The 23,740-nt window shown below is 58.6% G+C and carries 24 protein-coding genes; 19 read left to right on the top strand and 5 right to left on the bottom strand.

The window, feature by feature from the left end; all coding sequences use genetic code 11:
- The first annotated feature begins 2 nt into the window (after positions 1 to 2).
- The 13 genes from mmsB (at position 3) to RBB49_RS22645 (ending at position 13,486) form a co-directional block, all read left to right on the top strand.
- The gene (gene mmsB / locus RBB49_RS22705; RefSeq protein ID WP_306145221.1) at positions 3 to 947 is read left to right on the top strand and encodes a 3-hydroxyisobutyrate dehydrogenase; all 945 of its coding nucleotides are present in this window, start codon (positions 3 to 5) and stop codon (positions 945 to 947) included.
- Between the two features lie 152 nt (positions 948 to 1,099).
- Positions 1,100 to 1,615 (top strand): transcriptional regulator LdtR, encoded by a 516-nt coding sequence (locus RBB49_RS22700; RefSeq protein WP_306145182.1) that lies wholly within the window; start codon positions 1,100 to 1,102, stop codon positions 1,613 to 1,615.
- Positions 1,616 to 1,968: 353 nt separating this feature from the next.
- Positions 1,969 to 3,288 carry a murein L,D-transpeptidase gene (locus RBB49_RS22695; RefSeq protein WP_306145181.1) on the top strand — a complete coding sequence of 440 codons (1,320 nt, stop codon included), beginning with the start codon at positions 1,969 to 1,971 and terminating at the stop codon, positions 3,286 to 3,288.
- 365 nt (positions 3,289 to 3,653) lie between these two features.
- Positions 3,654 to 3,881 carry a serine hydroxymethyltransferase gene (locus RBB49_RS22690; protein ID WP_306145180.1) on the top strand — a complete coding sequence of 76 codons (228 nt, stop codon included), beginning with the start codon at positions 3,654 to 3,656 and terminating at the stop codon, positions 3,879 to 3,881.
- 216 nt (positions 3,882 to 4,097) lie between these two features.
- On the top strand, positions 4,098 to 5,405 hold the full coding sequence (gene glyA, locus RBB49_RS22685; RefSeq protein ID WP_306145179.1) for a serine hydroxymethyltransferase: 1,308 nt from the start codon (positions 4,098 to 4,100) through the stop codon (positions 5,403 to 5,405).
- A gap of 26 nt (positions 5,406 to 5,431) precedes the next feature.
- Positions 5,432 to 5,908, top strand: a complete 477-nt coding sequence (gene nrdR / locus RBB49_RS22680) for a transcriptional regulator NrdR (RefSeq protein WP_306145178.1) — start codon at positions 5,432 to 5,434, stop codon at positions 5,906 to 5,908.
- A 19-nt stretch (positions 5,909 to 5,927) separates the two neighbouring features.
- A complete protein-coding gene (ribD, locus tag RBB49_RS22675; RefSeq protein ID WP_306145177.1) occupies positions 5,928 to 7,052 on the top strand; it encodes a bifunctional diaminohydroxyphosphoribosylaminopyrimidine deaminase/5-amino-6-(5-phosphoribosylamino)uracil reductase RibD in 1,125 nt (374 codons plus the stop codon).
- Position 7,053: 1 nt separating this feature from the next.
- Positions 7,054 to 7,665, top strand: coding sequence for a riboflavin synthase (locus RBB49_RS22670; protein WP_306145176.1), 612 nt, complete (start codon positions 7,054 to 7,056; stop codon positions 7,663 to 7,665).
- Between the two features lie 147 nt (positions 7,666 to 7,812).
- Positions 7,813 to 8,262 (top strand): 6,7-dimethyl-8-ribityllumazine synthase, encoded by a 450-nt coding sequence (gene ribH / locus RBB49_RS22665; RefSeq protein ID WP_306145175.1) that lies wholly within the window; start codon positions 7,813 to 7,815, stop codon positions 8,260 to 8,262.
- Positions 8,263 to 8,267: 5 nt separating this feature from the next.
- On the top strand, positions 8,268 to 8,786 hold the full coding sequence (gene nusB / locus RBB49_RS22660) for a transcription antitermination factor NusB (protein ID WP_306145174.1): 519 nt from the start codon (positions 8,268 to 8,270) through the stop codon (positions 8,784 to 8,786).
- A gap of 1 nt (position 8,787) precedes the next feature.
- Positions 8,788 to 9,786 (top strand): thiamine-phosphate kinase, encoded by a 999-nt coding sequence (gene thiL / locus RBB49_RS22655; RefSeq protein WP_306145173.1) that lies wholly within the window; start codon positions 8,788 to 8,790, stop codon positions 9,784 to 9,786.
- Positions 9,787 to 9,905: 119 nt separating this feature from the next.
- Positions 9,906 to 11,129, top strand: coding sequence for an MFS transporter (locus RBB49_RS22650; protein ID WP_306145172.1), 1,224 nt, complete (start codon positions 9,906 to 9,908; stop codon positions 11,127 to 11,129).
- 218 nt (positions 11,130 to 11,347) lie between these two features.
- On the top strand, positions 11,348 to 13,486 hold the full coding sequence (locus tag RBB49_RS22645; protein ID WP_306145171.1) for a sodium-translocating pyrophosphatase: 2,139 nt from the start codon (positions 11,348 to 11,350) through the stop codon (positions 13,484 to 13,486).
- A 74-nt stretch (positions 13,487 to 13,560) separates the two neighbouring features.
- On the opposite strand, the gene RBB49_RS22640 is transcribed toward RBB49_RS22645, so the two are convergent.
- The 3 genes from RBB49_RS22640 to RBB49_RS22630 all read right to left on the bottom strand — a co-directional run bounded on the left by RBB49_RS22640 (position 13,561) and on the right by RBB49_RS22630 (position 16,150).
- Positions 13,561 to 14,538 (bottom strand): glycosyltransferase, encoded by a 978-nt coding sequence (locus RBB49_RS22640; protein ID WP_306145170.1) that lies wholly within the window; start codon positions 14,536 to 14,538, stop codon positions 13,561 to 13,563.
- A 6-nt stretch (positions 14,539 to 14,544) separates the two neighbouring features.
- Entirely contained in the window at positions 14,545 to 15,489 is a 945-nt protein-coding gene (locus RBB49_RS22635) for a UDP-glucuronic acid decarboxylase family protein (protein WP_306145169.1), read from the bottom strand.
- Between the two features lie 223 nt (positions 15,490 to 15,712).
- A complete protein-coding gene (locus RBB49_RS22630; RefSeq protein WP_029062388.1) occupies positions 15,713 to 16,150 on the bottom strand; it encodes an outer membrane protein assembly factor BamE in 438 nt (145 codons plus the stop codon).
- 114 nt (positions 16,151 to 16,264) lie between these two features.
- Here RBB49_RS22630 and RBB49_RS22625 point away from each other — a divergent pair, with 114 nt between their 5' ends.
- The 6 genes from RBB49_RS22625 to RBB49_RS22600 all read left to right on the top strand — a co-directional run bounded on the left by RBB49_RS22625 (position 16,265) and on the right by RBB49_RS22600 (position 20,710).
- Entirely contained in the window at positions 16,265 to 16,813 is a 549-nt protein-coding gene (locus RBB49_RS22625) for a ubiquinol-cytochrome C chaperone family protein (protein WP_306145168.1), read from the top strand.
- A 22-nt stretch (positions 16,814 to 16,835) separates the two neighbouring features.
- The gene (locus RBB49_RS22620) at positions 16,836 to 17,405 is read left to right on the top strand and encodes a DUF177 domain-containing protein (protein WP_306145167.1); all 570 of its coding nucleotides are present in this window, start codon (positions 16,836 to 16,838) and stop codon (positions 17,403 to 17,405) included.
- Between the two features lie 213 nt (positions 17,406 to 17,618).
- Positions 17,619 to 18,683, top strand: coding sequence for a phosphate acyltransferase PlsX (plsX, locus tag RBB49_RS22615; RefSeq protein WP_306145166.1), 1,065 nt, complete (start codon positions 17,619 to 17,621; stop codon positions 18,681 to 18,683).
- Positions 18,680 to 19,657, top strand: a complete 978-nt coding sequence (locus RBB49_RS22610; protein WP_306145165.1) for a beta-ketoacyl-ACP synthase III — start codon at positions 18,680 to 18,682, stop codon at positions 19,655 to 19,657. Before plsX ends, RBB49_RS22610 begins: the two co-directional genes overlap by 4 nt.
- Positions 19,658 to 19,800: 143 nt before the next feature.
- Positions 19,801 to 20,115: an integration host factor subunit alpha gene (locus RBB49_RS22605; protein WP_023003819.1), complete on the top strand. Its 315-nt coding sequence runs from the start codon at positions 19,801 to 19,803 to the stop codon at positions 20,113 to 20,115.
- Between the two features lie 10 nt (positions 20,116 to 20,125).
- Entirely contained in the window at positions 20,126 to 20,710 is a 585-nt protein-coding gene (locus tag RBB49_RS22600; protein ID WP_306145164.1) for a MerR family transcriptional regulator, read from the top strand.
- An 11-nt stretch (positions 20,711 to 20,721) separates the two neighbouring features.
- Here RBB49_RS22600 and RBB49_RS22595 read toward each other — a convergent pair whose 3' ends face one another.
- Both RBB49_RS22595 and RBB49_RS22590 read right to left on the bottom strand, forming a co-directional pair.
- A complete protein-coding gene (locus RBB49_RS22595) occupies positions 20,722 to 22,137 on the bottom strand; it encodes a hypothetical protein (protein ID WP_306145163.1) in 1,416 nt (471 codons plus the stop codon).
- Between the two features lie 100 nt (positions 22,138 to 22,237).
- Positions 22,238 to 23,491, bottom strand: a complete 1,254-nt coding sequence (locus tag RBB49_RS22590; RefSeq protein ID WP_306145162.1) for a glycerophosphodiester phosphodiesterase family protein — start codon at positions 23,489 to 23,491, stop codon at positions 22,238 to 22,240.
- Positions 23,492 to 23,740 lie beyond the last annotated feature (249 nt).

Here is a 23,740-nt window from a genome sequence, read left to right as displayed (position 1 = left end):
AAATCCGCCCAACCGATTCTGGAACAAGGCGGAATGCATCTGGGAGAAACGACATGACAAGCACTATCGGTTTCATCGGGCTTGGCAACATGGGCGGACCGATGGCCGTCAATCTGGTCAAGGCCGGACACAGGGTTCTTGGATTCGATCTCGCGGAAACCGCAGTAAGTGCGCTCGTTGAGGCAGGGGGTGAAAAAGCCGGAAGCGTTGCCGACCTTGCGGCGGCGGCAGATGTGATTGTCACAATGCTGCCAGCGGGCAAGCATGTTCGCCAGATCTATCAGGGGGAAGGGGGCATTCTGGAGAATGCGAAAACCGGTACGCTCCTGATCGATTCCTCAACGATTGACGTCGACAGCGCACGGGTGGTCTCTTCCGCGGCAGCGGAGAAGGATATGCCCATGGTGGATGCACCGGTTTCCGGCGGCGTCGGCGGTGCCACGGCGGGCACGCTGACTTTCATGGTCGGCGGCTCGGAAGCGGCCTTTGCCTCAGCCAGGCCCTTTCTCGATATCATGGGCAAGACGATCGTGCATGCCGGTGGCGCCGGCAACGGACAGGCTGCCAAGATCTGCAACAACATGATCCTCGGCATTTCCATGATTGCCGTCAGTGAGGCATTCGTGCTGGCCGAAAAGCTTGGGCTGGACGCCCAGAAGCTCTACGACATCTCCTCAACCGCGTCCGGACAGTGCTGGTCGCTGACGTCCTATTGTCCGGTTCCAGGGCCCCTGCCGTCGTCTCCGGCCAACCGGGATTACCAGCCGGGCTTTGCCGCGGCGATGATGCTGAAGGATCTGAAGCTTGCCCAGGAGGCTTCAAGTTCCGCTGGCGCGGCGACGCCGCTCGGAGCCGAGGCCGCTGCGCTCTATACGCTGTTCTGTAACTCCGGGGGAGATGCTAAGGACTTCTCAGGTATCGTGAATTTCCTGCGCGGTCATGATTAACAAAAGATGAATGAGGGTGCTCAAAAGCGGTTCAAACGTTAACGAACGATTCAGCGTGTCTCTTAAGCGGATTTTAGAAACACTCGGCTAGATTGAGTGACAAGGCGGGAAAATATCCGCCCATCAACAGGTACTATAAGAGGCGCAAACACATGATCACCGCAAGTAGGGCAGTCGACGCTGTTTCACCGAGCGAAGCGGACGAAGTGGAAATCAAGCCACTTTACCTTGAAGCTCTGACTCTTGTCGAAAGACTGCATCGGCGTCTTCTGGACGTCATCAAGGACGAATTCGACCGTATGGGCCGTTCCGATGTCAACAGCGTGCAGGCATTGCTGCTGTTCAACATCGGTGATGCAGAGCTGACCGCCGGTGAGCTGCGTACGCGCGGTTACTACCTCGGTTCGAACGTGTCCTATAACCTGAAGAAACTGGTCGAGACCGGTTACATCCACCATCAGCGTTCCAGAATGGACCGCCGTTCGGTGCGTGTGAGCCTGACCGACAAGGGCCAGGAAGTCGCCAAGATCGTCAACGATCTGTATGAGCGGCACATCCTGTCGGTTGAGCAGGTCGGCGAGATCGGTGCCGAGGATTTTGTTGCACTCAACAAGTCTCTGCGCCGGCTCGAGCGGTTCTGGACTGACCAGATTCTTTACCGGCTCTGAAATTCGCGGCAAATCCGGATGACAAAGCACCGCCCACCGGGCGGTGCTTTTGTTTTTGGGTCATCACGCATTTGTGGCTTTAAATCGTTTGCTTTTCTTCTTATCCGGAAGTCAGGGCGCGGCTGACTTCAAATGAACCCGCATCGCAGGAAATTTGCGGTCGGCGGCTGTTACGTGACATCTTGTGGTCACAAAAGAATGGCTTTGTGCAGCGCTCAAGGCGGCGGCATGGTTAAAAATTCAAGCGATTTATTAACCTCTGCCGAGTAGATATTTGTTTTGGAACAGGAAGCCGGAGCTGTTTTACTGGCCCGGTTCAATACCACGAGATCTGAAGGCGTAGGGCGTTGCAAATGAAGTTGGCGATGCACATGAAGGTCGGCCAGTCCGGGAAACAGGGTTTTGCTGCGTGGCGTGCCGGGAAGTCTTTCCTCGGCGTTTGTGCCCTTGGTATCGGCGCATTGCTGGTGCAGGGCGCTCCCGCGAGCGCGCAGACGGCTTTGCAGTCACTCCAGCAGAACCGGCAGAATGTCGAATGGACCGACAACTTCGATATCGCCACGGAAAACATCACCGAGGTGAATTCCTCGGCGCCGACCCTGTCGCCTGAAACGGCCGATTACATAGCAGTCGCAATCGACCGTTATCAGCGCATTGTGCAAGCCGGCGGCTGGGGAACAGTCACGGGTGGCGGCAAGGCGCTCAGGATCGGGGCAAAGGATCCGCGCGTCGTTGAATTGCGCCGGCGCCTGATTGCGTCCGGCGACCTGGAACAGCAGGCGGGATTGTCCGATGCGTTCGATTCCTACGTGGAGGCAGCCCTTCGCCGCTTCCAGTTGCGTCATGGCTTGATCCCGGACGGCGTCATGGGCAATGACACGGTGCAGGCGTTGAACGTGCCGGCACATGTCAGACTGGGCCAGCTTGAAACCAACCTGGTGCGCATGCGCTCCATGTCGGGTTTCCTGGGCGACCGCTATGTCATGGTGAACATTCCCGCTGCAGAGATCGAAGCCGTTGAAAACGGCAGGGTCCGCTCACGCCACACCGCCGTTGTCGGCAAGATCGACCGGCAGACCCCGATCCTGAACAGCAAGATCTACGAGTTGAACTTCAATCCCTACTGGACGGTTCCGGTGTCGATCATCCGCAAGGATCTCATTCCGAAGATGAAGGAAGATCCGGAATACCTGTCGAAGAACAACATCCGCATCTTCGACTGGAGCGGCAACGAACTCGCGTGGCAGCAGATCGACTGGAACACCGACGAAGCAACGCAGTACCGGTTCACCCAGGACCCGGGCGCTGAAAACTCACTCGGCTCTGTTCGCATCAATTTCCACAACAAGCACCAGGTGTATCTGCACGACACGCCGTCCAAGACCCTTTTCGGCGAAAGCCAGCGCTTTCACTCTTCCGGCTGTGTCCGGGTTCAGAACGTACGCGAGCTTGTTACCTGGATGCTGCAGTCAACGACACCGGACTGGGATCGCACCCGCGTGGACTCGGTCATTCGGACCGGTGAGCGTGAAGACGTGAAACTGAAAAAGTCCATTCCGCTTTACATGACCTACGTGACCGCGTGGGCCAACGCCGATGGCGTCGTGCATTTCCGCGATGACATCTACGCCAGGGATGACGTCTTGACCACCGAAACGCAGGCTCGCCTCTAGGGTACGGACCCATAAATGAAGCCGATTTGGCGGTAGAAATGGCAAAATCTCGCGAGGAAGCGTGCGCAGAGCGGGCGTTGTGCCCGGTCAAGCGCGGTGACGCTGCGAGGTGAGGCCATTTTGCCGTCCTTCGGATTTGGCCGTTTTGGCCATCTGCTGCGTCGCGAAAGGCTTGAAAATGAACCACATTTCCTGCGCTTTCGCTCCTAACAGTTGGTCAAAACAATCCAAACCAAATTGACTTCATTTATGAGCCCGTACCCTAGGTTATCAAAGCTCATCCGATGTGTGGGAATGGGACGCCGGTCTTGATAAGGCCGGCGTTTCGTGTCTTCTAGGAGGCTGGGGCAGCAGGGAGATGGCAGATGAGTCGCGAGCCGCGGCCAGGCGAGATCTATCTCGAATTTCATCCGATCGGTGGGCAGGTCAAGGTCACCGCCATCGATGCTGCAACCGGTATAGAAGTGTCCACATTCGGGCCCGCAAGTACCGCTCAAGAAGATCTGCAGCGCGTTGCGGTGCGCAAGCTCAAGCGCCGGATCAGCCAGATTGCCGAGCGCGATGGCCCGTCATCAGATCCGACATTGTACTGAGCGCTGCTTTGCCGTCGAAGCATGAAAAGTCATGCAGATAAGCGACTTTGAGAAAATTCTCTGTCGTTTTCCCAATTGGCCGCGTCGGTATGCCCCTTGGTTCTGCAATGGCGCTGTGTTACTTCCTCGCGCAAACTTGGCCAAACGGCATGGCGGTGTCCGAAAGGGCGAAATCCGAGGCTTGGTTCTACGTCATACGAATACAGGGAAAGTGCGATGTCTTTGATGGAAAGCTCCGGGCAGTCTCATTCCGGTTTCTTCACAAGTACCCTTGCCGAAATTGATCCCGATATCTTCGGTTCCGTTCAGCAGGAACTCGGGCGCCAGCGGCACGAGATCGAACTGATCGCGTCGGAGAACATCGTGTCGCGCGCAGTTCTGGAAGCGCAAGGATCGATTTTCACCAACAAATATGCCGAAGGTTATCCGGGCAAGCGCTACTACGGTGGATGTGAATTCGCTGACGTCGCCGAAACGCTTGCGATCGAGCGTGCCAAGGAACTGTTCGGCTGCCAGTTTGCCAATGTCCAGCCCAATTCCGGCAGCCAGATGAACCAGGCGGTGTTTCTCGCCCTGCTGCAGCCGGGTGACACCTTCATGGGGCTCGATCTCAATTCCGGTGGCCACCTGACGCACGGCTCGCCTGTGAACATGTCCGGCAAGTGGTTCAACGTCGTGTCTTACGGCGTACGTGAGGACGATCACCGTCTTGACATGGACGAGGTCGAGCGCCTTGCCCACGAACACAAGCCGAAGCTGATCCTTGCCGGCGGCACGGCTTATTCCCGCGTCTGGGACTGGCAGAAGTTCCGTGAGATTGCCGACAGCATCGGCGCGTATCTGATGGTGGACATGGCACATATCGCCGGCCTGGTCGCAGGCGGCGTGCACCCGTCGCCGGTGCCGCACGCCCATGTTGTCACCAGCACCACGCACAAATCCCTGCGTGGTCCGCGCGGCGGCCTGATCCTGTCGAACGACGAGGCGATCGCCAAGAAAGTCAATTCGGCGGTTTTCCCCGGCCTTCAGGGCGGCCCGCTGATGCATGTCATCGCGGCCAAGGCCGTGGCCTTCAAGGAAGCGCTGCAGCCTGAATTCAAGGCCTATGCCCGCGCCGTTGCGGAAAATGCCAAAGCCCTGTCCGAAGCTCTGAAGGAACAGGGACTGGACATCGTTTCCGGCGGGACCGACAATCACCTCATGCTTGTGGATCTGCGCCCGAAGAACGCGACCGGAAAGGTTGCGGAAAAGGCGCTTGAGCGCGCGAACATCACCTGCAACAAGAACGGCATTCCGTTCGACCCTGAAAAACCTTTCGTGACCTCCGGGATCCGGCTTGGTACGCCGGCCGCCACGACGCGCGGGTTCGGCGTTGCCGAATTCAGGGAAGTTGCCGCCCTGATCACGGAAGTGTTGGATGGTTTGAAGGCCGCAAACAGTGAAGAGGGCAACGCAGCGGTTGAAGCCGCGGTCAAAGCCAAGGTAGAAGCACTGACAGCCCGGTTCCCGATCTACGGGGGTTGATCCGGCTCGCTCAGGAGCTTTGACACATGAGATGTCCGTTTTGCGGCGGCGAGGAAACCCAGGTTAAGGATTCCCGTCCAACCGAGGACAACACAACCATTCGCCGCCGCAGGATTTGCAATACCTGCGGCGGCCGTTTCACAACGTTTGAGCGGGTTCAATTGCGCGAACTGATGGTGCTCAAGCGTTCCGGACGCCGTGTGACTTTCGACCGCGAGAAACTGATGCGGTCGGTCCAGATCGCGGTACGCAAGCGCCCGGTCGATCCCGACCGGATCGAGCGCATGGTCAGCGGCATCGTGCGGCAGCTCGAAAGCTCCGGAGAAAGTGAAATTACCGCCGAAACGATCGGCAATCACGTCATGGAGGGGCTGAAGGGCATCGACGATGTCGCCTATGTCCGGTTTGCCTCCGTCTACAGAAATTTCCGAGAAGCAAAAGATTTTGAAGCGCTCCTGGACGAACTCAGCGATTCAGAGAACGCGTCACTAAAAGACCAATGATCTTTGCGATTTGATTGTCATGTCATCTGAAACCACGACCGATATCCGGTTCATGGCCGCAGCCGAGCGTCTTGCCCGACGTGGACTTGGACGCGTCTGGCCGAATCCCGCAGTAGCAGCTCTCATCGTGCGAGAAGGCGAGGACGGGCCGGTGCTTGCAGGCCGGGGCGTTACGTCCAGGCCCGGCATGGCTCATGCCGAGGTGAATGCACTTCGAAACGCAGGCGAGCTGGCCAGGGGTGCGACCTGCTATGTCACGCTGGAGCCCTGTTCCCATTATGGCCGCACGCCTCCGTGTTCGCTGGCCCTGATCGAAGCCGGAGTTTCTCGCGTGGTGATCGGCATGCTGGACCCGAACCCGCGTGTGGCCGGCAGGGGTGTCAACATGTTGAAGGACGCGGGTGTCGAAGTCGTTGTCGGTGTCCGCGAACAGCACGTGAGGGACCTCTACAACGGCTTCACGCTTCGCCAGCTCAAACAGCGGCCGCATGTCTTCCTGAAACTGGCCGTGTCGAAGGACGGGTTCATTGGCCGGTCCGGTGAAGGCCAGATCAAGATCTCCGGTCCTTTGTCGATGCGAATGGTGCACGGTTTCCGCGCCGAACATGACGCAATTCTGGTCGGAACCGGAACCGCGCTCGCCGATGACCCGCAACTGACCTGCAGGTTGCCGGGATTGGCACAGCGTTCCCCGGTGCGTGTGATCGTGGACCGGTGTGCGCGCTTGCCGCTTGAATCGAAGCTCGTGCGCACCTGTGTTGATGTCCCGGTGTGGCTTATCTGCGGCAACGATGCCGATCCGGACAAGCTCGAACTTCTTGCCGCAGCGGGTGTCAATGTAATCCGGGTCCCTGCCGGGGAGTGTTCAATCGATCCCGGTGTCGTGTTGAGCGCGCTTGCGACAAGGGGCATCACCCGCGTGATGGTGGAAGGGGGCGCGCGCATGGCGTCCTCCTTCCTCAAGGCAAACCTTGTCGATGACCTTTGCGTTGTCACCGGAAACGTGGTGATCGGTGAGGGCGGCATACCGGCCCTGCGGGACATGTCGCTTGAAGATGTGCTTTCAGACCCCAAATTCGAGCGGGTCGACGCAGGTTCGTTCGATCAGGACCGTTTCATATACCTCAGACGCCGTGGAGGCTGACATGTTTACCGGCATAGTGACCGACATGGGTGAAATCGTTTCCCTGTCCGAAATCCCCGCCGGGATGCGGACGCGGATCAGAACGTCGTACGATACCCAGACCTTCGATATCGGTGCGTCGATATCGTGCTCCGGTGTTTGTCACACGGTCACAGCGAAGGCGAACGATGCTTCGGGCAACTGGTTCGAGGTGGAATCGGCCGCCGAAACCCTTGCCCTGACAACTGTCTCCGATTGGCGGGAAGGTCAAAGGCTCAATCTGGAACGGTCCCTGACACTCGGTGCGGAACTGGGTGGACATCTTGTTCTGGGCCATGTTGACGGCATAGCGCGCGTCGTGAAGCGTGAGGATCATCCGGACTCGGTCTATTTCCAGTTTGAGGCACCGGAAGAAACAGCGCCTTTCATTGCCAGGAAGGGGTCCGTTGCGCTCGATGGGACATCGCTCACCGTAAATGAAGTGGACGGCTGTCTGTTCTCCGTCTTCCTGATCCCCCACACACTCGAGGTCACGACCTGGTCCGATCGCCATGTCGGTGACGGGATAAACCTTGAAGTCGACATGATGGCACGTTACGCCGCGCGACTTGCGGAATTCGGCAAGAACGGGTAGGGGACGTCCCAACCTTTCGAAGCAACGTGCTTTTTCTCTTCCGGCTGCGAGAATGCTGTCCGGTTCTGGCTGCATTGCACGATTGAGGCTGGACAAACAGTGGCGGACATGGTTCCTGTCGCCGCCCCAAACAGGATAAACTGACCCATGAGCGCTGCACCGAAACTCTTGATCATCGAAGCCCGGTTTTACAACGATCTGGCTGATGCGCTTGCCGAGGGAGCGATCAAGGAGATCGAGGCGGCCGGTGCAAGTTACGACCGCATCGCGGTTCCCGGTGTCCTGGAGATCCCGGCTGCGCTTTCCATGTCGATGACGGCGATGGAAAACGAAGGCGTTCTCTACGATGGTTTCGTTCTGCTTGGTGTGGTCATCCGCGGCGAGACAACCCACTACGACATCGTGGCAAATGAATCCAACCGGGTCATCATGGACCTGATTGTGGATGCGGACCTTGCTGTCGGAAACGCTATACTCACCGTTGAGAATGACGAGCAGGCCTGGGCGCGCGCGAAGGCCGGTGAAAAGAACAAGGGTGGTGCTGCGGCACGCGCAGCCCTCGACATGATTGCGTTGCGCGAACGCCTTGGAGTTTAAGTAGAATGACCGGAAAGGCCGACCCGGAACAATCCGCCAAGACAGTGCGTCCGGCCAACAAACGGGGCGTTGCGCGTCTTGCTGCCGTCCAGGCCCTTTACCAGATGGACGTCGGCGGTGCGCCGCTTACGAGTGTTGTGAGTGAATTCACGGCGTTCCGTCTCGGCAAGGAAATCGACGGCGCGCAGTATCGCGACGCCGACGAGCAGTGGTTCAAACAGATTGTGGCCGGCGTTGTCGAGGATCAGAAGTTTCTCGACCCCTACATTCACACCGCGTTGACCGAGGGCTGGCCGCTGAAACGGATAGACAGCCTTTTGCGCGCGATCCTCCGCTCGGGCTCCTACGAATTGCTGCGCCGCAAGGATGTGCCGGCCAAGGTCATCATTTCCGAATACATTGATGTGGCGAAGGCGTTTTTCGAGGACGACGAACCGGGTCTCGTAAATGGCGTTCTGGACCGGTTGGCGCATGAACTGCGCAATGCGGAACTCGACAGCGGCAAGGCGGACGGCGCGTCCTGACATGTCGAAGGACCGCCCTGGCGAATTCGAACTGATCAGGCGGTTCTTCGCCCCGCTGGCGTCCGATCCGGGCAGTCTCGGACTGACGGATGATGCGGCTGTATTTGCGCCAGGTCCCGGTTGCGACCTGGTTCTGACGAAGGATGTGCTTGCCGCCGACGTGCATTTTTTCAAAGACGATGCGCCGGAAGCGATTGCGGCGAAAGCGCTCAGGGTGAACCTGTCGGATCTTGCCGCAAAGGGAGCCCGGCCACGGGGTTATCTGCTCGGCCTGTCGCTGCCGTCCGACTGGACAGAGACCTGGCTTGAGCGGTTTTGTGCGGGGCTGGCGGCCGATCAGTCCGCTTTTGATGTCCGCCTGCTTGGTGGCGACACCATTCGTTCCGGCAACGGTTTGCAGGTCTCCATCACGGCAATAGGCGAGGTCATGACCGGCAGGACGGTCCGGCGCTCAGGCGCGAAACCTGGCGATGCGCTCTTTGTCACCGGAACGATCGGGGATGCGGCCGCAGGCCTCAAGATACGTCTCGACACGGGGTTTTCCACCGAAAACAACCTCGCGGACCGTGACGTTGGACATGTTCTCGACCGGTATCTCCTGCCCAGGCCACGGCTTGCCCTGGCCGATCTCGTGACCGAATTTGCATCGGCTTCCATGGACATTTCAGATGGTTTGTTCGCGGACAGCGCTCACATGGCTGCCGCATCCGGCGTGGATCTTGAGATCGAGTTGACAAGTGTTCCCGTCTCGCCTGCCTTGAACCAGCTCCGCTCAAGGTCCCGCGATACGTTTCTGGCATGCCTGAACGGCGGCGATGATTATGAAATTCTGACGGCCGTTCCCGCATCCGGGGCGCAGGCATTTCAACGACAGGCAGCATCGGCCGGATGCCCGGTAACGCCAATCGGAACTGTTGCCGAAGGCACGGGCCGTGTAAACTGTCTTGAAAACGGAGTGCCTTTCACCGCGCAGGGCCTGGGCGGCTTCACGCACTTCTGAGGACCGGCGGCCATGTTGACGCATGTCGCCGGGTTGTGTTTTACGCGCAGACCGGGGCGTGTTACCCGTTCGATCTCTTCCGTTGCACGCCGAGACCGGCATATCCCGAGACCTGACGCATGACCACCGCACTGCCGGAACACTTCGTTGATGATCGCCTGGCGAAACGCAATGCCGTCTTGCTGGCGCTGGCACAGGCGCTTGGCGGGGCATCGGCTTCGATCGTGATCGCGACGGGACCGCTGGTCGGGTACATGATGCTCGACCAGGACAAGTCTCTTGCGACGCTTCCCGTGTCCGCAATGGTCCTGGGGACCGCCTTCGGCACGATCCCGGCCGGAATGATCATGCGCCGTTTCGGCCGCAGGGCCGGGTTCACCGGAGCTGCGATCCTCGGCATACTCTCCGGTCTGCTCGCTTCATTTGCCGTGTTCCGTGATCAGTTTCTGCTGTTTTCTCTGGCCTGTTCCATGGGAGGGTTCGCGGGTGCCTTCGTGCAGCAATACCGCTTTGCCGCCGCCGATACGGCAAGCGACACGTTCAAGCCGAAAGCGATTTCGTGGGTGCTGGCAGGCGGGGTGCTGGCGGGCGTTGTCGGTCCGCAGACCGTGATCGCGACAAAAGACATGTTCGCACCGATCATGTTTGCGGGAACCTATCTGGCGCAGGCCGGTCTGGCGCTGATGTCGCTTTTTCTCCTCGCCTTCATCAGGATACCGAAGCCCCCGGTTCAGAGCAGGAAACAATCGGGTGGTCGTCCTCTGCGAACCATCATGATGCAGCCCCGTTTCATTGTCGCGGCAGCCTGCGGCATCTGTTCCTACGCGCTCATGAGCCTGGTCATGACGGCAACGCCGCTTGCCATGATCGCCTGCGGTCTGTCGGAAACCGATGCCGCCCTTGGCATTCAGTGGCACGTCCTGGCCATGTTCGGGCCCAGTTTCTTCACTGGCAGTCTCATTGCGCGCTTCGGCAAGGAGCGGATCGTTTCAATCGGTCTGGCCCTTCTTGCCGGCTGTTCGGTCGTCGCGCTGATGGGAATTGAACTGGCGCATTTCTGGACCGCGCTCGTGCTGCTCGGCCTCGGCTGGAATTTCGGCTTCATCGGTGCGACAGCCATGCTGACCGACACTTACAGGCCCGAGGAACGCAATATGGTGCAGGCCGTCAACGATTTTCTTGTTTTCGGTTTTGTTGCTGCAGCATCGTTTTCATCCGGAGCGCTTCTCAACGCATTCGGCTGGGGAACCGTCAATGTGCTGGTGTTTCCGTTCGTTGTGCTGTGTATCGCATTGCTTGTTTGGCTGGTTCAGGCTGAAAGAAAAGCAGTTACAACCGCTTAAAGTATCTTCCAGATTCTCTTTCGTCAGTGCAGCAAAAATGCTGCATCGCATCAAATCTTGTCGCAACGGAAGAGTGAAATTAAACGATGTGAGAGCTTGACGAAACGCTCCGCTTTGTTGCTATCGTGTGCGCGCCTCACGCTGAGGAATCTGTGTGCGGTGCGATCTGGCGGCCAGAACAACAATAAAAAGGATCCGCCGCAGTTCTGGGAGGAAGTATGATCGAGCTTGTCATCATTGTTGTTTGTGGCCTCTTGTCCATTGCGTATGGCGCATGGGCAATTCAGTCCGTCATGGCGGCGGACGCGGGGAATGCCCGCATGCAGGAAATCGCCGGGGCGATTCAGGAAGGGGCCAGCGCCTATCTAAACAGGCAATACACAACCATCGCCATCGTTGGCGCCGTCGTTTTCGTGCTCGCGTGGATACTGCTATCCGGACCCGCGGCAATCGGTTTTGCCATCGGGGCGGTCCTTTCTGGAGCTGCCGGCTATATCGGCATGATGGTTTCGGTTCGTGCCAATGTGCGCACCGCGCAGGCCGCCAGCCAGAGCCTCGGCGCCGGGCTGGAAATCGCCTTCAAGGCCGGTGCCGTCACCGGCCTTCTGGTTGCGGGCCTGGCGCTGCTGGGCGTCGCCGTCTATTACGCCATCCTGACAGGCGTGATGGGATACGAGGCGACGGACCGCACCGTGATCGATGCGCTCGTCTCGCTAGGCTTCGGTGCCTCCCTGATTTCCATCTTCGCGCGTCTTGGCGGCGGCATCTTCACCAAGGGCGCTGACGTCGGTGGAGACCTTGTCGGCAAGGTCGAGGCCGGTATTCCCGAAGACGACCCGCGCAATCCGGCAACCATCGCCGACAACGTCGGCGACAATGTCGGTGACTGCGCAGGCATGGCGGCCGACCTGTTCGAGACCTATGCGGTGACCGTGGTTGCAACCATGGTCCTTGCGTCGATCTTCTTTACCGGCGAACACGCTCACGACCTGATGCTGCTGCCGCTTCTGATCGGTGCAAGCTGCGTCGTGACCTCGATCATCGGAACCTTCTTCGTCAAGCTCGGCGAAAACAACTCGATCATGGGCGCGCTTTACAAGGGCTTTATCGCGACGTCTGTCCTGTCGGCCGTCGCCCTTGCCGTGATTGTCTTCGGCTGGCTCGGGTCGGGTACCGAATACACCACCTCCGGCGGAACCACCTTCACCGGTTTCGACCTTTTCGTGTGCGGTATCGTGGGTCTGATCGTGACCGGGCTCATCATCTGGGTCACGGAATACTACACCGGCACGGAGTACCGCCCGGTGAAGTCGATCGCCCAGGCCTCCGTCACCGGTCACGGCACCAACGTGATCCAGGGTCTTGCCGTTTCTCTTGAAGCAACGGCACTTCCGGCGATCATCATCATTGCCGGCATCCTGGTGACCTACAGCTTTGCCGGACTGTTCGGCATCGCAATCGCGGTGACGACGATGCTTGCCCTGGCCGGTATGGTCGTGGCGCTCGATGCATTCGGGCCCGTGACCGACAATGCCGGCGGCATTGCGGAAATGGCGGACCTGCCTGCGGAGGTGCGCACGACAACCGACGCGCTCGACGCGGTCGGCAACACCACCAAGGCCGTGACCAAGGGCTACGCCATCGGGTCCGCGGGTCTTGGTGCACTGGTGCTGTTCGCGGCCTACACGGAAGATCTGAAATACTTCTCCAGCACGGCTGCGGAAGGATCGATCTTCGCGGGCATCGACGTCGATACGCTGTTCACGCTCTCCAACCCGTATGTGGTTGCCGGTCTCTTGTTCGGCGGACTGCTGCCTTATCTCTTCGGCGGCATCTCCATGACGGCCGTCGGCCGTGCCGCCGGCGCGGTGGTGGAGGAAGTCCGCCGTCAGTTCAAGGAGAAGCCGGGTATCATGGAGGGCACGGAACGTCCGGACTACGGACGCGCCGTCGACATGCTGACGAAGGCCGCGATCCGCGAAATGATCATACCTTCACTGCTGCCGGTCCTGTCGCCGATCGTGGTGTTCTACGTCGTTCGCGCGGTTGCCACCCCGGCGGATGCGTTCGCGGCGCTTGGGGCCATGCTGCTCGGCGTGATCGTGACCGGCCTCTTTGTGGCCATCTCGATGACGGCAGGCGGCGGTGCCTGGGACAACGCCAAGAAGTCCTTTGAGGACGGTTTCACCGACAAGGACGGTGTCACCCACGAAAAGGGCGGCGAAGCTCACAAGGCCTCCGTCACCGGCGACACGGTGGGCGATCCCTACAAGGACACTGCCGGTCCCGCTGTGAACCCGATGATCAAGATCACCAACATCATGGCGCTCTTGCTTCTGGCGATCCTGGCGCATTGACGGAAACGTCTTTTCGTTAGACTGAAAAGAGACATGGCGGTCCCTTCAGCGGACCGCCATTTCGTTTTTTCGCCTCAGGAAACGATTTTGGTCGGGTGCGCGTTCTGCTGGCTGACCAGGACCTCATCGATGAAATCCTGATAGTCGAGTTCCGACGTCACCGTTCCGCTTCTGACCACACCGGTCAGCATGAGTGTCATGAGGGCGAGCACGCCGGTCTGCAGGAACATGAGGATCATGATGCCCAAAACGACCGATGCCCAGCCGGGCGTCGAATAGCCGATTGTCTTGAGGATAACGGCAGTCGATCCGAAGACGACGCACAGTGCCGCGACGATCGCAGAGGCAATGCCGACACGCACGAGAACGTCTTCGGCAAAAACCATCATGCCCTTGAATCCGTGAAGTGCCAGACCCACGAAATTCATTTTGGACTGCCCGGCGTAGCGCGGCCCACGATCCTGTGGACAGGTTACAATTCGCAGCTTCGAAGCGAGAACGGCCGATGCAACGTGAATCGAAAGCTCGGGCATGGCCGACAGGCGTTTGACACCGACCGGCTTCATGGCCATGAAATTTCCGAAGCTGATCGTTCTGCCGGTGATGATGCGGAAGAGGCGCTTGTAGACCTTGTAGAACGTCTTGAATCTCATTGTCTCGAAACGGCTCTTGCGCCGTGCGACAACGACATCCACATCATTCTTCTCAAGATCGCTCAACAGTTTCGGGATCGAGGAGGGCAGATCCTCTCCGTCGGAGTCCATGACGACCACCAACTGGTTGTCGCCGATATGTGTCGAGACATATCCGAGGCCGATCGCGATCGCTTTCTGGTGGCCGACATTGCGCCGCAACTTCAGGACTGTGCCTCTGGCCCCCGCCAGATCCATGCCGGAAGTGTCCAGCGGCTGTTTCACCGAGCCGTCATCGACGGCGACGATATAGACGCTGTTGCCGAGTTCGGCCTGCAACTCCTGAAACAGCCGGCTGCTGGCCTCAAAGTCTTCGTAGACCGGGGTAACGACGATGATGCGGGCGTCGGTCGGGATCATCACGGCTCAGAGTTCCCTGAAATAGGCAATGGTCTTTTTCAATCCCTCTTTGAGCGGAATCCTGGGGCTCCAGTCAAGTTCCGACTTCGCCAGCGAGATATCGGGCTGTCTTTGTTTCGGGTCGTCATGGGGAAGCGGACGGTAGATGAGTTTGGAGGCACCGCCGACAAGGTCCAGCACGGTCTCGGCGAGTTCGCGTATCGTGAATTCGGACGGGTTGCCGATATTGATTGGCCCGGTCAGCTCGGCGGGCGAGGCCATAAGGCGGACAAATCCTTCGATGAGGTCATCGGCATAGCAGAAGCTGCGTGTCTGAAGGCCGTCCCCGTAAATCGTGATGTCCTTGCCCTGAAGCGCCTGCACGATGAAGTTGCTGACAACCCGGCCGTCATTGGGATGCATTCTCGGCCCATAGGTATTGAAGATCCTGGCGACCTTGATCTCAAGACCGTGCTGACGGTTGTAATCGAAGAAGAGTGTTTCCGCGCAGCGCTTGCCTTCATCGTAGCAGGAGCGAATGCCGATCGGATTGACGCGGCCCCAGTAATCCTCGGTTTGCGGGTGAACCTCCGGGTCTCCGTAGACCTCGCTCGTTGATGCCTGGAAGATGCGCGCCCTTGTGCGTTTGGCGAGACCAAGCATGTTTATGGAGCCATGCACACTTGTTTTGGTCGTCTGCACGGGGTCGCGCTGATAGTGCACCGGCGAGGCCGGGCATGCGAGATTGTAGATTTCATCCACTTCCAGGTAGATCGGAAACGTCACGTCGTGCCGTTGAAACTCGAAATGGGGATTTGCGAGCAGGTGGGATATGTTGTCCTTGGTACCGCTGTAGAGATTGTCTATGCACAGGACATCGGCGCCTTCATCCAGCAGGCGTTCGCAAAGATGCGAGCCGAGGAAACCGGCACCACCCGTGACGAGTATTCTTTTCCTGTTCGCAACTTTCATGAAATGGTTTCCCGCGCCCCGGATTGCAGCCCCTTGAATACATGCGGTTTACTCCGAAACAGGGAGCCTTCACAAGCTCGCGATTGTGTCGGGGCCCATGCTGTTTTTTGGAAACGGTGCGGGGCGCAATTCGAGTCGGCTGACGCCAGGGAGACGCCGGGCGCACTGAGCCCGATCGCCGCCCCACGGCAACCAGCGAAGGAAATTCGGGTCTTCGCTTGGGTTACAGCCCAAGACCCGGGTTCGTTGCGCCGCGCAGGATCTGCGTCAGGAAGCCGTAATCCGCGCCGCCCGTCCGTGTCTTGCGGGTGACGATATCGACGATCTTGCCGTCTTCGAGCGTGTAGTTGCCGATATCCTGCACAAACCCGTCGTCGTCGAAATAGATTGCAACAACGCGCTGCTCGACGATGTCAGGCGCCAGAAACGCCGTTGTCGCCGTTTTCTGAGAGATATAGTAGTAGGCGTCGCCGCTCAGGCTTGAAGTCGTCGACGGCGATCCTAGAACCAATTCGACCTGCTCGCGGCTCGAACCGACCTGCACCTGGTTCAGCATGGACGTCGTCACGACATGGCCATGCGTATAGGTGGAGGTGAAGCAACCGCCGAGCGGCAATGTCGCCAGAAGCGGAAGGATCAGGGCGCTCGCCTTGAAGTTCATCTAAGAAGTCCCGTTTCGCCAGGCCGCAATGGCCACTATTGTATTTCGTTGCTTGGCAAATTCACTATCGTGGGATAGGGCACAAGGCAACACCTGAGTTGAATGGAGACGGTCATGGTATTCGGCCTGTTTCGCCGCCGGTCCACAGAAGCTGAACACAAGGTCTATTGTGAAATCGTGGCTCAAGCGCGGCAGCCCGCATTTTATACAGACTTTATGGTGCCCGATACGATTGACGGCAGATTTGATCTTATCGTGCTGCATGCAGTGCTTTACTTCCGGCGGATGCGCGGCGAGGGAGCGAAAGTCTCCGAGTTCGCTCAGAACGTATTTGATCTGTTTTTCCAGGACATGGATGCTTCCCTGCGCGAAATGGGGGTCAGCGACACGCGCGTTCCCAAGAAAGTCAAGGTGATGGGAGAAGCCTTCTACGGCAGGGCGGATGTGTACATCCCGGCAATTGACAATGCGGATGCAGAAGACCTCTCTGCAGCGCTGGGTCGCAACCTCTTTCCGGACAACCCCGAGCCCATGGCGCAGATGCGTCTTGCCCAATACATGCTTGAAGCCGCCGGCAAATTGTCGGGGCAGGCAACCGGAGACCTCATGGAAGGGCGGCTGAGCTGGCCGGACCCGGAGGCATTCAAGGACTTGCCGGTGTGAACCGGCATCGGATACCTGGAACATGACAGACGAAACTTTTCCATACTCATACAAGGTGAATACGAATCGCGTCGTCGATAAGGACGAAACGATCACCGTGGTGCCGGATACCGGCGGTCTTGAAGCTATTGCTCAAGCGTATGACCTTGTCAGCATGCGCGCCCTGGAGGCCCGTTTCACGCTGAAACCCTATCGGAAGGCGGGTGTGCGGGTTGTCGGGCCGTTGCACGCCTCCATCACGCAGACCTGTGTGGTCACGCTCGAACCTTTCGACAGCGATCTGACGCTGGATGTGGACCGGACGTTTGAACCGACGTCGAAGAAACCCAGGAAAATCCGGGACCTGAACGAAGACGGCGAAATTGAAATCGATCTTGAATCGCTGGATCCGCCTGATCTCGTGGTTGATGGTGTCCTGGACCTCGGAGCGGTCATCTGCGAAGAGCTTGCGCTTTCGCTGGATCCCTTCCCGCGCAAACCCGGCGTGGAGTTTCAGGCAGGTGGCGCAGACATCGAGCCGGTGGAAGACACGGACAGGGAACCTTCGCCTTTTGCTGCACTTGAGGCTTTAAAATCGAGACCGGAAGACTGAAATAAGAGGTTTGGTGACGTGCGGCAGGCCCGTTTGATTAGTTGTACTCGGTGGATTTGGGCGCAAGATCAGAAAGAGTTTAGGAAAACGGTTGTCACTCCGAGCAAAACCGTTATGTTCGCGCCCGACTCCAGCCCCTGCGGGAAGGGCGTGAACCCGTTGGTGCGCTGACCCGTGCCGTCCTTTTGTGTGAAACGTTAAAAGACCTTCTGAATGGCGAAAACAATTCCGATTTCCTTGGATGCCATGGGCGGCGACAGCGGGGCCGAAGTCGTTATTCCCGGTGCCGAGATCGCACTTGTTCGTCACCCGGAGATTCGCTTTCTGCTTTATGGAAACGAGACCGTCATTCGCCCGCTGCTCGAGCAATACCCGCGGGTCAGGGACGCGTCGGTCCTGCATCATTGCGACGTTTCCATCGCGATGGACACGAAGCCGAGCCAGGCCCTGCGGCAGGGACGCTGGCGCTCGAGCATGTGGCGGTCGATCGAGGCCGTGAAATCAGGTGACGCCTCCGTTGCCGTCTCCGCCGGAAACACCGGTGCCTTGATGGCGATGTCCAAATTCTGTCTTCGCACCATGGCGAATATCGAGCGCCCCGCTATTGCGGCCATCTGGCCGACAACCCGCGGCGAGTCGGTCGTGCTTGATGTCGGAGCAACGATCGGCGCTGACGCGCAGCAGCTCATCGACTTCGCAATTCTCGGCGGTGCCATGGCCCGCGCGCTGTTCGGTGTGCAGCGCCCGAGCGTCGGGCTGCTCAATATCGGCGTTGAGGAAGTCAAGGGGCTTGAGGAAGTCAGGACGGCCGGACGGCTGCTGCGGGAAACGCCGCTACGTTCGCTTGATTACGCCGGTTTTGTTGAAGGCGATGATCTCGGCAAGGGGACGGTCGATGTTGTCGTAACCGAGGGGTTTGCCGGCAATATCGCTCTGAAAACAGCAGAGGGCACTGCAAAGCAGATCGGCAGTTACTTGCGCTCGGCGATGAATCGAACCTTTATGTCAAAGATCGGCTACCTTTTTGCAAAGGGCGCCTTTGATCTGCTTCGCGAGAAAATGGACCCCCGCAAGGTGAACGGTGGCGTCTTTCTCGGACTGAACGGAATTGTGATCAAAAGCCATGGCGGCACCGACGCCGAAGGCTATGCCTCGGCGATCGATCTGGCCTATGACATGGTGAAAAACGAGTTGACGCACAAGATCGCGCAGGATCTTGTGCATTACCATCGCGGCCGCTTCGCAGAAGCCGCGCCGACATCGGAAGGTGATTTGTGAGCGTAGTCCGTTCGACCGTGACCGGGTGCGGCAGTTTTCTGCCCGACAATGTTCTTACCAATGACGATCTTGCCAGGCAGGTCGACACGTCGGACGAGTGGATCGTCCAGCGGACCGGCATCAAGCAGCGTCACGTTGCCGCTGAAGGACAGGTAACTTCCGATCTCGCCCTGGAGGCGGCGCAGCGCGCGCTTGAAAACGCCGGGCGCAAGGCGGAAGATATCGACACGATCATTCTTGCAACGGCGACCCCGGACAATACGTTCCCGGCAACGTCCGTAACCGTGCAAGCCAAACTGGGCATCACGCACGGGTTTGCTTTCGACGTGCAGGCAGTCTGTTCCGGTTTCGTCTATGCCATGACAACGGCGGATGCCTACATTCGTTCCGGCATCTCCGAGCGTTGCCTTGTCATAGGCGCGGAAACCTTCTCGCGAATCCTCGACTGGGAGGACAGGACCACCTGCGTTCTGTTCGGCGATGGCGCAGGTGCCGTTGTGCTCGAGAAAACCGAAGGCTCCGGCACGAATGCCGACCGAGGGGTCCTGACCAGCCATTTGCGCTCGGACGGCCGGCACAAGGATAAGCTCTTTGTCGACGGAGGACCGTCATCAACACAGACGGTCGGCCATCTTCGCATGGAGGGGCGCGAGGTCTTCAAGCATGCGGTGGGCATGATCACCGACGTGATCGAGGATGCCTATGAGGCAACGGGACTGTCCTCGGAAGATCTGGACTGGTTCGTACCTCACCAGGCGAACAAGCGCATTATCGATGCAAGCGCCAAGAAACTCGGTATCGCTCCAGAAAAAGTTGTCACGACCGTGCAGTTGCACGGCAACACATCCGCGGCTTCGATCCCGCTGGCGCTTGACACGGCCCTGAAGGACGGACGTGTCAAAAACAACGACCTCGTTATGCTCGAGGCGATGGGCGGCGGCTTTACCTGGGGATCAGTTCTCCTCCGCTGGTAACTGGCGACAATTGCATTGCCGACAAATATTATCTTGAGGCGGAGTTCCGGTTGACCGGCCCGCCGTGAGGCAATACCGTAGGGCCTTGCGTTGGAGTTCCATTGCAAAATCAGCCAGATCGCTGGCATCTTTGTGGAGGGGTCATGGGCAATCGGACTATTACCCGTGCGGATTTGTGTGAAGCCGTTTATCAAAAGGTCGGCCTCTCGCGAACCGAGTCGTCAGAACTGGTCGAACGTGTGCTTTCTGAAATTTCGGACTGTCTTGTTACCGGCGAATCGGTAAAATTATCAAGCTTCGGTTCATTTGTGGTCCGCTCCAAGGGTGAGCGTATCGGCCGCAATCCGAAGACCGGTGAGGAAGTACCGATTTCACCGCGCCGCGTGATGGTATTCAAGCCATCCAACGTATTGAAGCAGCGGATCAACGATGCGCTGACGGGACAGGCAAGCAAATAACAACGACCGGATGAGTTCACAGGAAAAAAGCCCGGACGCCTTTCGAACCATAAGCGAAGTCGCAGAAGATCTGGACTTGCCGCAACACGTGCTGCGTTTCTGGGAAACCCGGTTTTCGCAGATAAAGCCACTGAAGCGGGGCGGAGGACGCCGATACTATCGGCCCGACGACGTTGAACTCCTGAAGGGTATTCGACACCTCCTTTACGGTGAAGGCTACACCATAAAGGGCGTACAACGCATTCTGAAGGAACAGGGCCAGCGCTTCGTTACCCAGATCTGGCGCGAAGATGCCTCTCCGCTGGCAACGATGACGGTCCAGACCAACGAAGCCGAGCCTGCAGAGCGGCCGGATGCGGTTGCCTTTGAGGAAGAAGAGGCACTGCCGAAAGGCGTTCTGCCCGAGAGTGCCGAGGAAACGGCACAGACACCCGCTTCGGGCGGGATCAACTTTCTGAACAGGCTAAGGGGTGAAAAGCCCACGCCGGGCGCGCCAGCAGGGCAATCCGCAGTTTCCAAGGAAGACATCCGTCGGCTGCAGGCGACCTTGTTCGAATTGCTGGAATGCAAACGGACCCTGGATCAGGCGCGGTAAGGCGCTGCCGCTTAACCCGCTTTTCCGTTGAACATTTTCCCGATGAAACCACGCTTCCTTGAAGGAACGTCCCGGTCCTTTTGCGAGACCTGAGCTTCTTTCGCGAAGTTCCTGAGTTCGTCCATGGACATGCGTTTCGGCTGAGGTTTTTGTCGCCTTGGCCGTTGCTCCGGCTCAACCGTTTTTGGCTCCTCCTGCACCGTGATGGCTGCCAATTCGGGTTCCGCCGGGATTTCTTCTTCCTCGGCCGCTGCCGGTTCTTCTTCGACAGGGGCCGAAGCCGTTTCGCCAGGGGCCTTGTCTTCCGTACCCGCGTCGGTCTCGTTCAGCTCCGCCAGGCGTTGCAGGATGGCGGCGTCTACCGGATCGTTCGGATCCAGTTCCCTGTCTTCATCATCGAAATCCCGGAAATCGCCCCCTGAGGGTGGGCGAAACGCTTCCGGCGCAGGCGACAAAGGCGACAAGGAAGCTGGAAGCACTGTATGGGTTGCCTCGCTCGGGGGGGCATCGGGCTCAGCTTCCGGGTCTTTGCCGGCCTCATCGGCAATCGGTGCATCGTCCTCTGGTACGACCTGCAACAGGACCCGGCCCGGGGCATAGCCCTCCGGCGGTTCCAGCCTGACTTTGATTTCTTCATCTTCATCCCGGCCGAATGACTGGCCATCGGTTCCGATGCTGTCGGATTTCAACGCTGTCCGGACGAAATCATACACTTTTTCAACAAGGTATTCGGGCGGCAAGGGACACGGTTTGATTTCGACATACCGTCCCACAAGCCATTGGGCACCCGCCGCCACGACACCGGTCAGCGTTTCACCCGTTTTAGGGTCGTCCTCGGAAAACAGGTGGCAGTGCAAGTACAAAAGAAGTTCTTCTCTTGAGGCTGCCAGCCGTTTGAATGTGTCCGGTTCCAGCAGGAATGTACTGGGCCCCCAAAAGACCGATACGGCCTCCGTTTCCTCCAGGAGGCGCGACACAATCGTCTTTGCGAAGGACATTGCCCGCAGCGCGCTTCGAGTGTTTTCGAAAACGGCCAGGTCGCCGGCACCCAGTTTCTCAGTGCCATTGAACGCAGTCACGTTGCTGTCGGTAAGGGGCTGGACGGACACATGCGTGCAGGCTGTCACGGCATCGTCGATACGCTGATCGCCCTTGATGAAGTTTTCCAGCGAGAACGTGTCGAGGGCAACCTGCAAATAGTCATCTTCGGCAAAGGGGATCGACTGCACGACGGACACTTTCAGGTCCGAAACATGCACGCTGATGTCGTCCGGTGACCCTGTCTCCTGTTGAACGCAGTCCTCGGCGGTCAGTCCGACAAGCTCGGCCGCTTCAGCAAGAAGGCGCAATATCCTGTCACCGTCCAGAGGCTGGAACTCCTGATGCAGGATCTGGCTGTCGACGCTTGATAGAGGATGTATTTTCAACTCATTGACCGCAGACTGGTTTTAACGCCGCGTAAGGGTAAACAGAATCGGTGAACAAGGTCTTAGCAAAGTTCACAATCCTTGCCAGCGCTAGGGAAGGTTACTCCAGCCCCATACAGCTCGCATAAAAGCTTGTCGTCGCAGGCCAGTCGGAAAAGATTCCTTCCACGCCAACGTCCTGGGCGAGCACGTGCATCACGTCCATCATGTCTCCGTCGCTGTCGATCGCGTCTCCGACTGTCTGGTAGTACCAGCCGCCGCCGGAATTGAGCGGGCCTGACCGTTCGAGCGTCCACGTGATCAGCTTGAGACCGGCTGCCTTGGCGGCTTCCGCATAGGGCGAGGGAACGATCTTGCCGTCTTCCAGCGTCAGAAGCACGAACAGCGGCGGGGCCAGATAGTTGACGCCCATGTCCTTCAGTTCCTCCATGGAGGGGGAAAAGGTCGACGGGTCGAGAGGGTTGAGATTGCGCCGCCCGTCGAGATAGACCGCCTGTTTGCCAAAGTCCGGCTCGTTTTCAATCCAGTAGAGAACGTCATCGAGATTGAACGACTGGGCAAACACGTCTTCGGCGGGAATTCCGGCCGCCTTGTACTCATCTATCAGCTTCTGGGCATAGTCGGCCTGCGAAAATCCGTCGAACGGCATGGCCACTTTCGGAGCCTTCAGCTCCGGGGTGAACTTGACGCCGAGATCCTTGAACAGGGCGATCGACTCCGCGTGGGTCATCAAGGTTCCCGTGTGCCCGTAAAGCTCGGTCCGCCAATCGGCCGTCCCCTTCAGGTAGTCGTCGACGGTCTGGGCGGTCTTGTCGGCGCTGTCCATCTTGCCGCGCAAGGTCCTGAACTCGGCAAGGGTGATGTCCGATGTCCGACATTCGGCAGCCGCCGGCGTATCGCCTTTGGCTGGGACGAACGCACCAGTGCATTTGCCTGTAAGTTCCGTCGCCAGGATGTCCGTTGTCGTATGCAGATCGCTCTGCGAATGGCGGCAGACAAGTTCCTTGTCCTTGGTGAAAGTAACGTCGCATTCCAGGATGCCGGCACCCATCAGAGCCCCGGCACGATAGCCTTCCTCAGTGTGTTCGGGAAACTGCAGTGGTGCGCCCCGGTGCGAAATGGAAAACAGGGTTTTGCCGACCGGCTGGCCAATGCAGCCTTGGAGCCTGGTTTTCAGCTCACCATCCGCCATCTGGCTGACGAGATAGGCGGGACGGGGCCCGACAGAAACGGGTTCCGACGCGTTGGAAAGACTGGGCAGCAACAGGGCGGAGGCGATCAGCGATGCTGACGACGCACGCGCGACATTCCTCGGCAATCGGGACGGGCTAAGTCTATCTGAGGTCTTGGACATAACAGGGTCTTTCAATTGTCGGGTCAGCCAAACTCACACGATCAGGAATCATGCCGTACCTGCTTGACCTGCCTGTGACAAGGATACCGCAGGATTGGTGTCCTCGGCGCTCAAGTGTGTCTTCAACAATTCTGCTTGCCTTTTGATCAACGCACAGGCGAGACCCCCACAAAGGCTGGCTGGTTCTTGTGAGACCGTTCTGGCAGTGAAAACTGCGCCTTTCACGAAAGGGATGATGGACACGCTTTA

This window comes from Roseibium sp. MMSF_3412, from assembly GCF_030733265.1.
GTDB lineage: Bacteria > Pseudomonadota > Alphaproteobacteria > Rhizobiales > Stappiaceae > Roseibium.
Note: the sequence above shows the minus strand (reverse complement) of the source record. Positions and strands in the feature narration are given on the sequence as shown.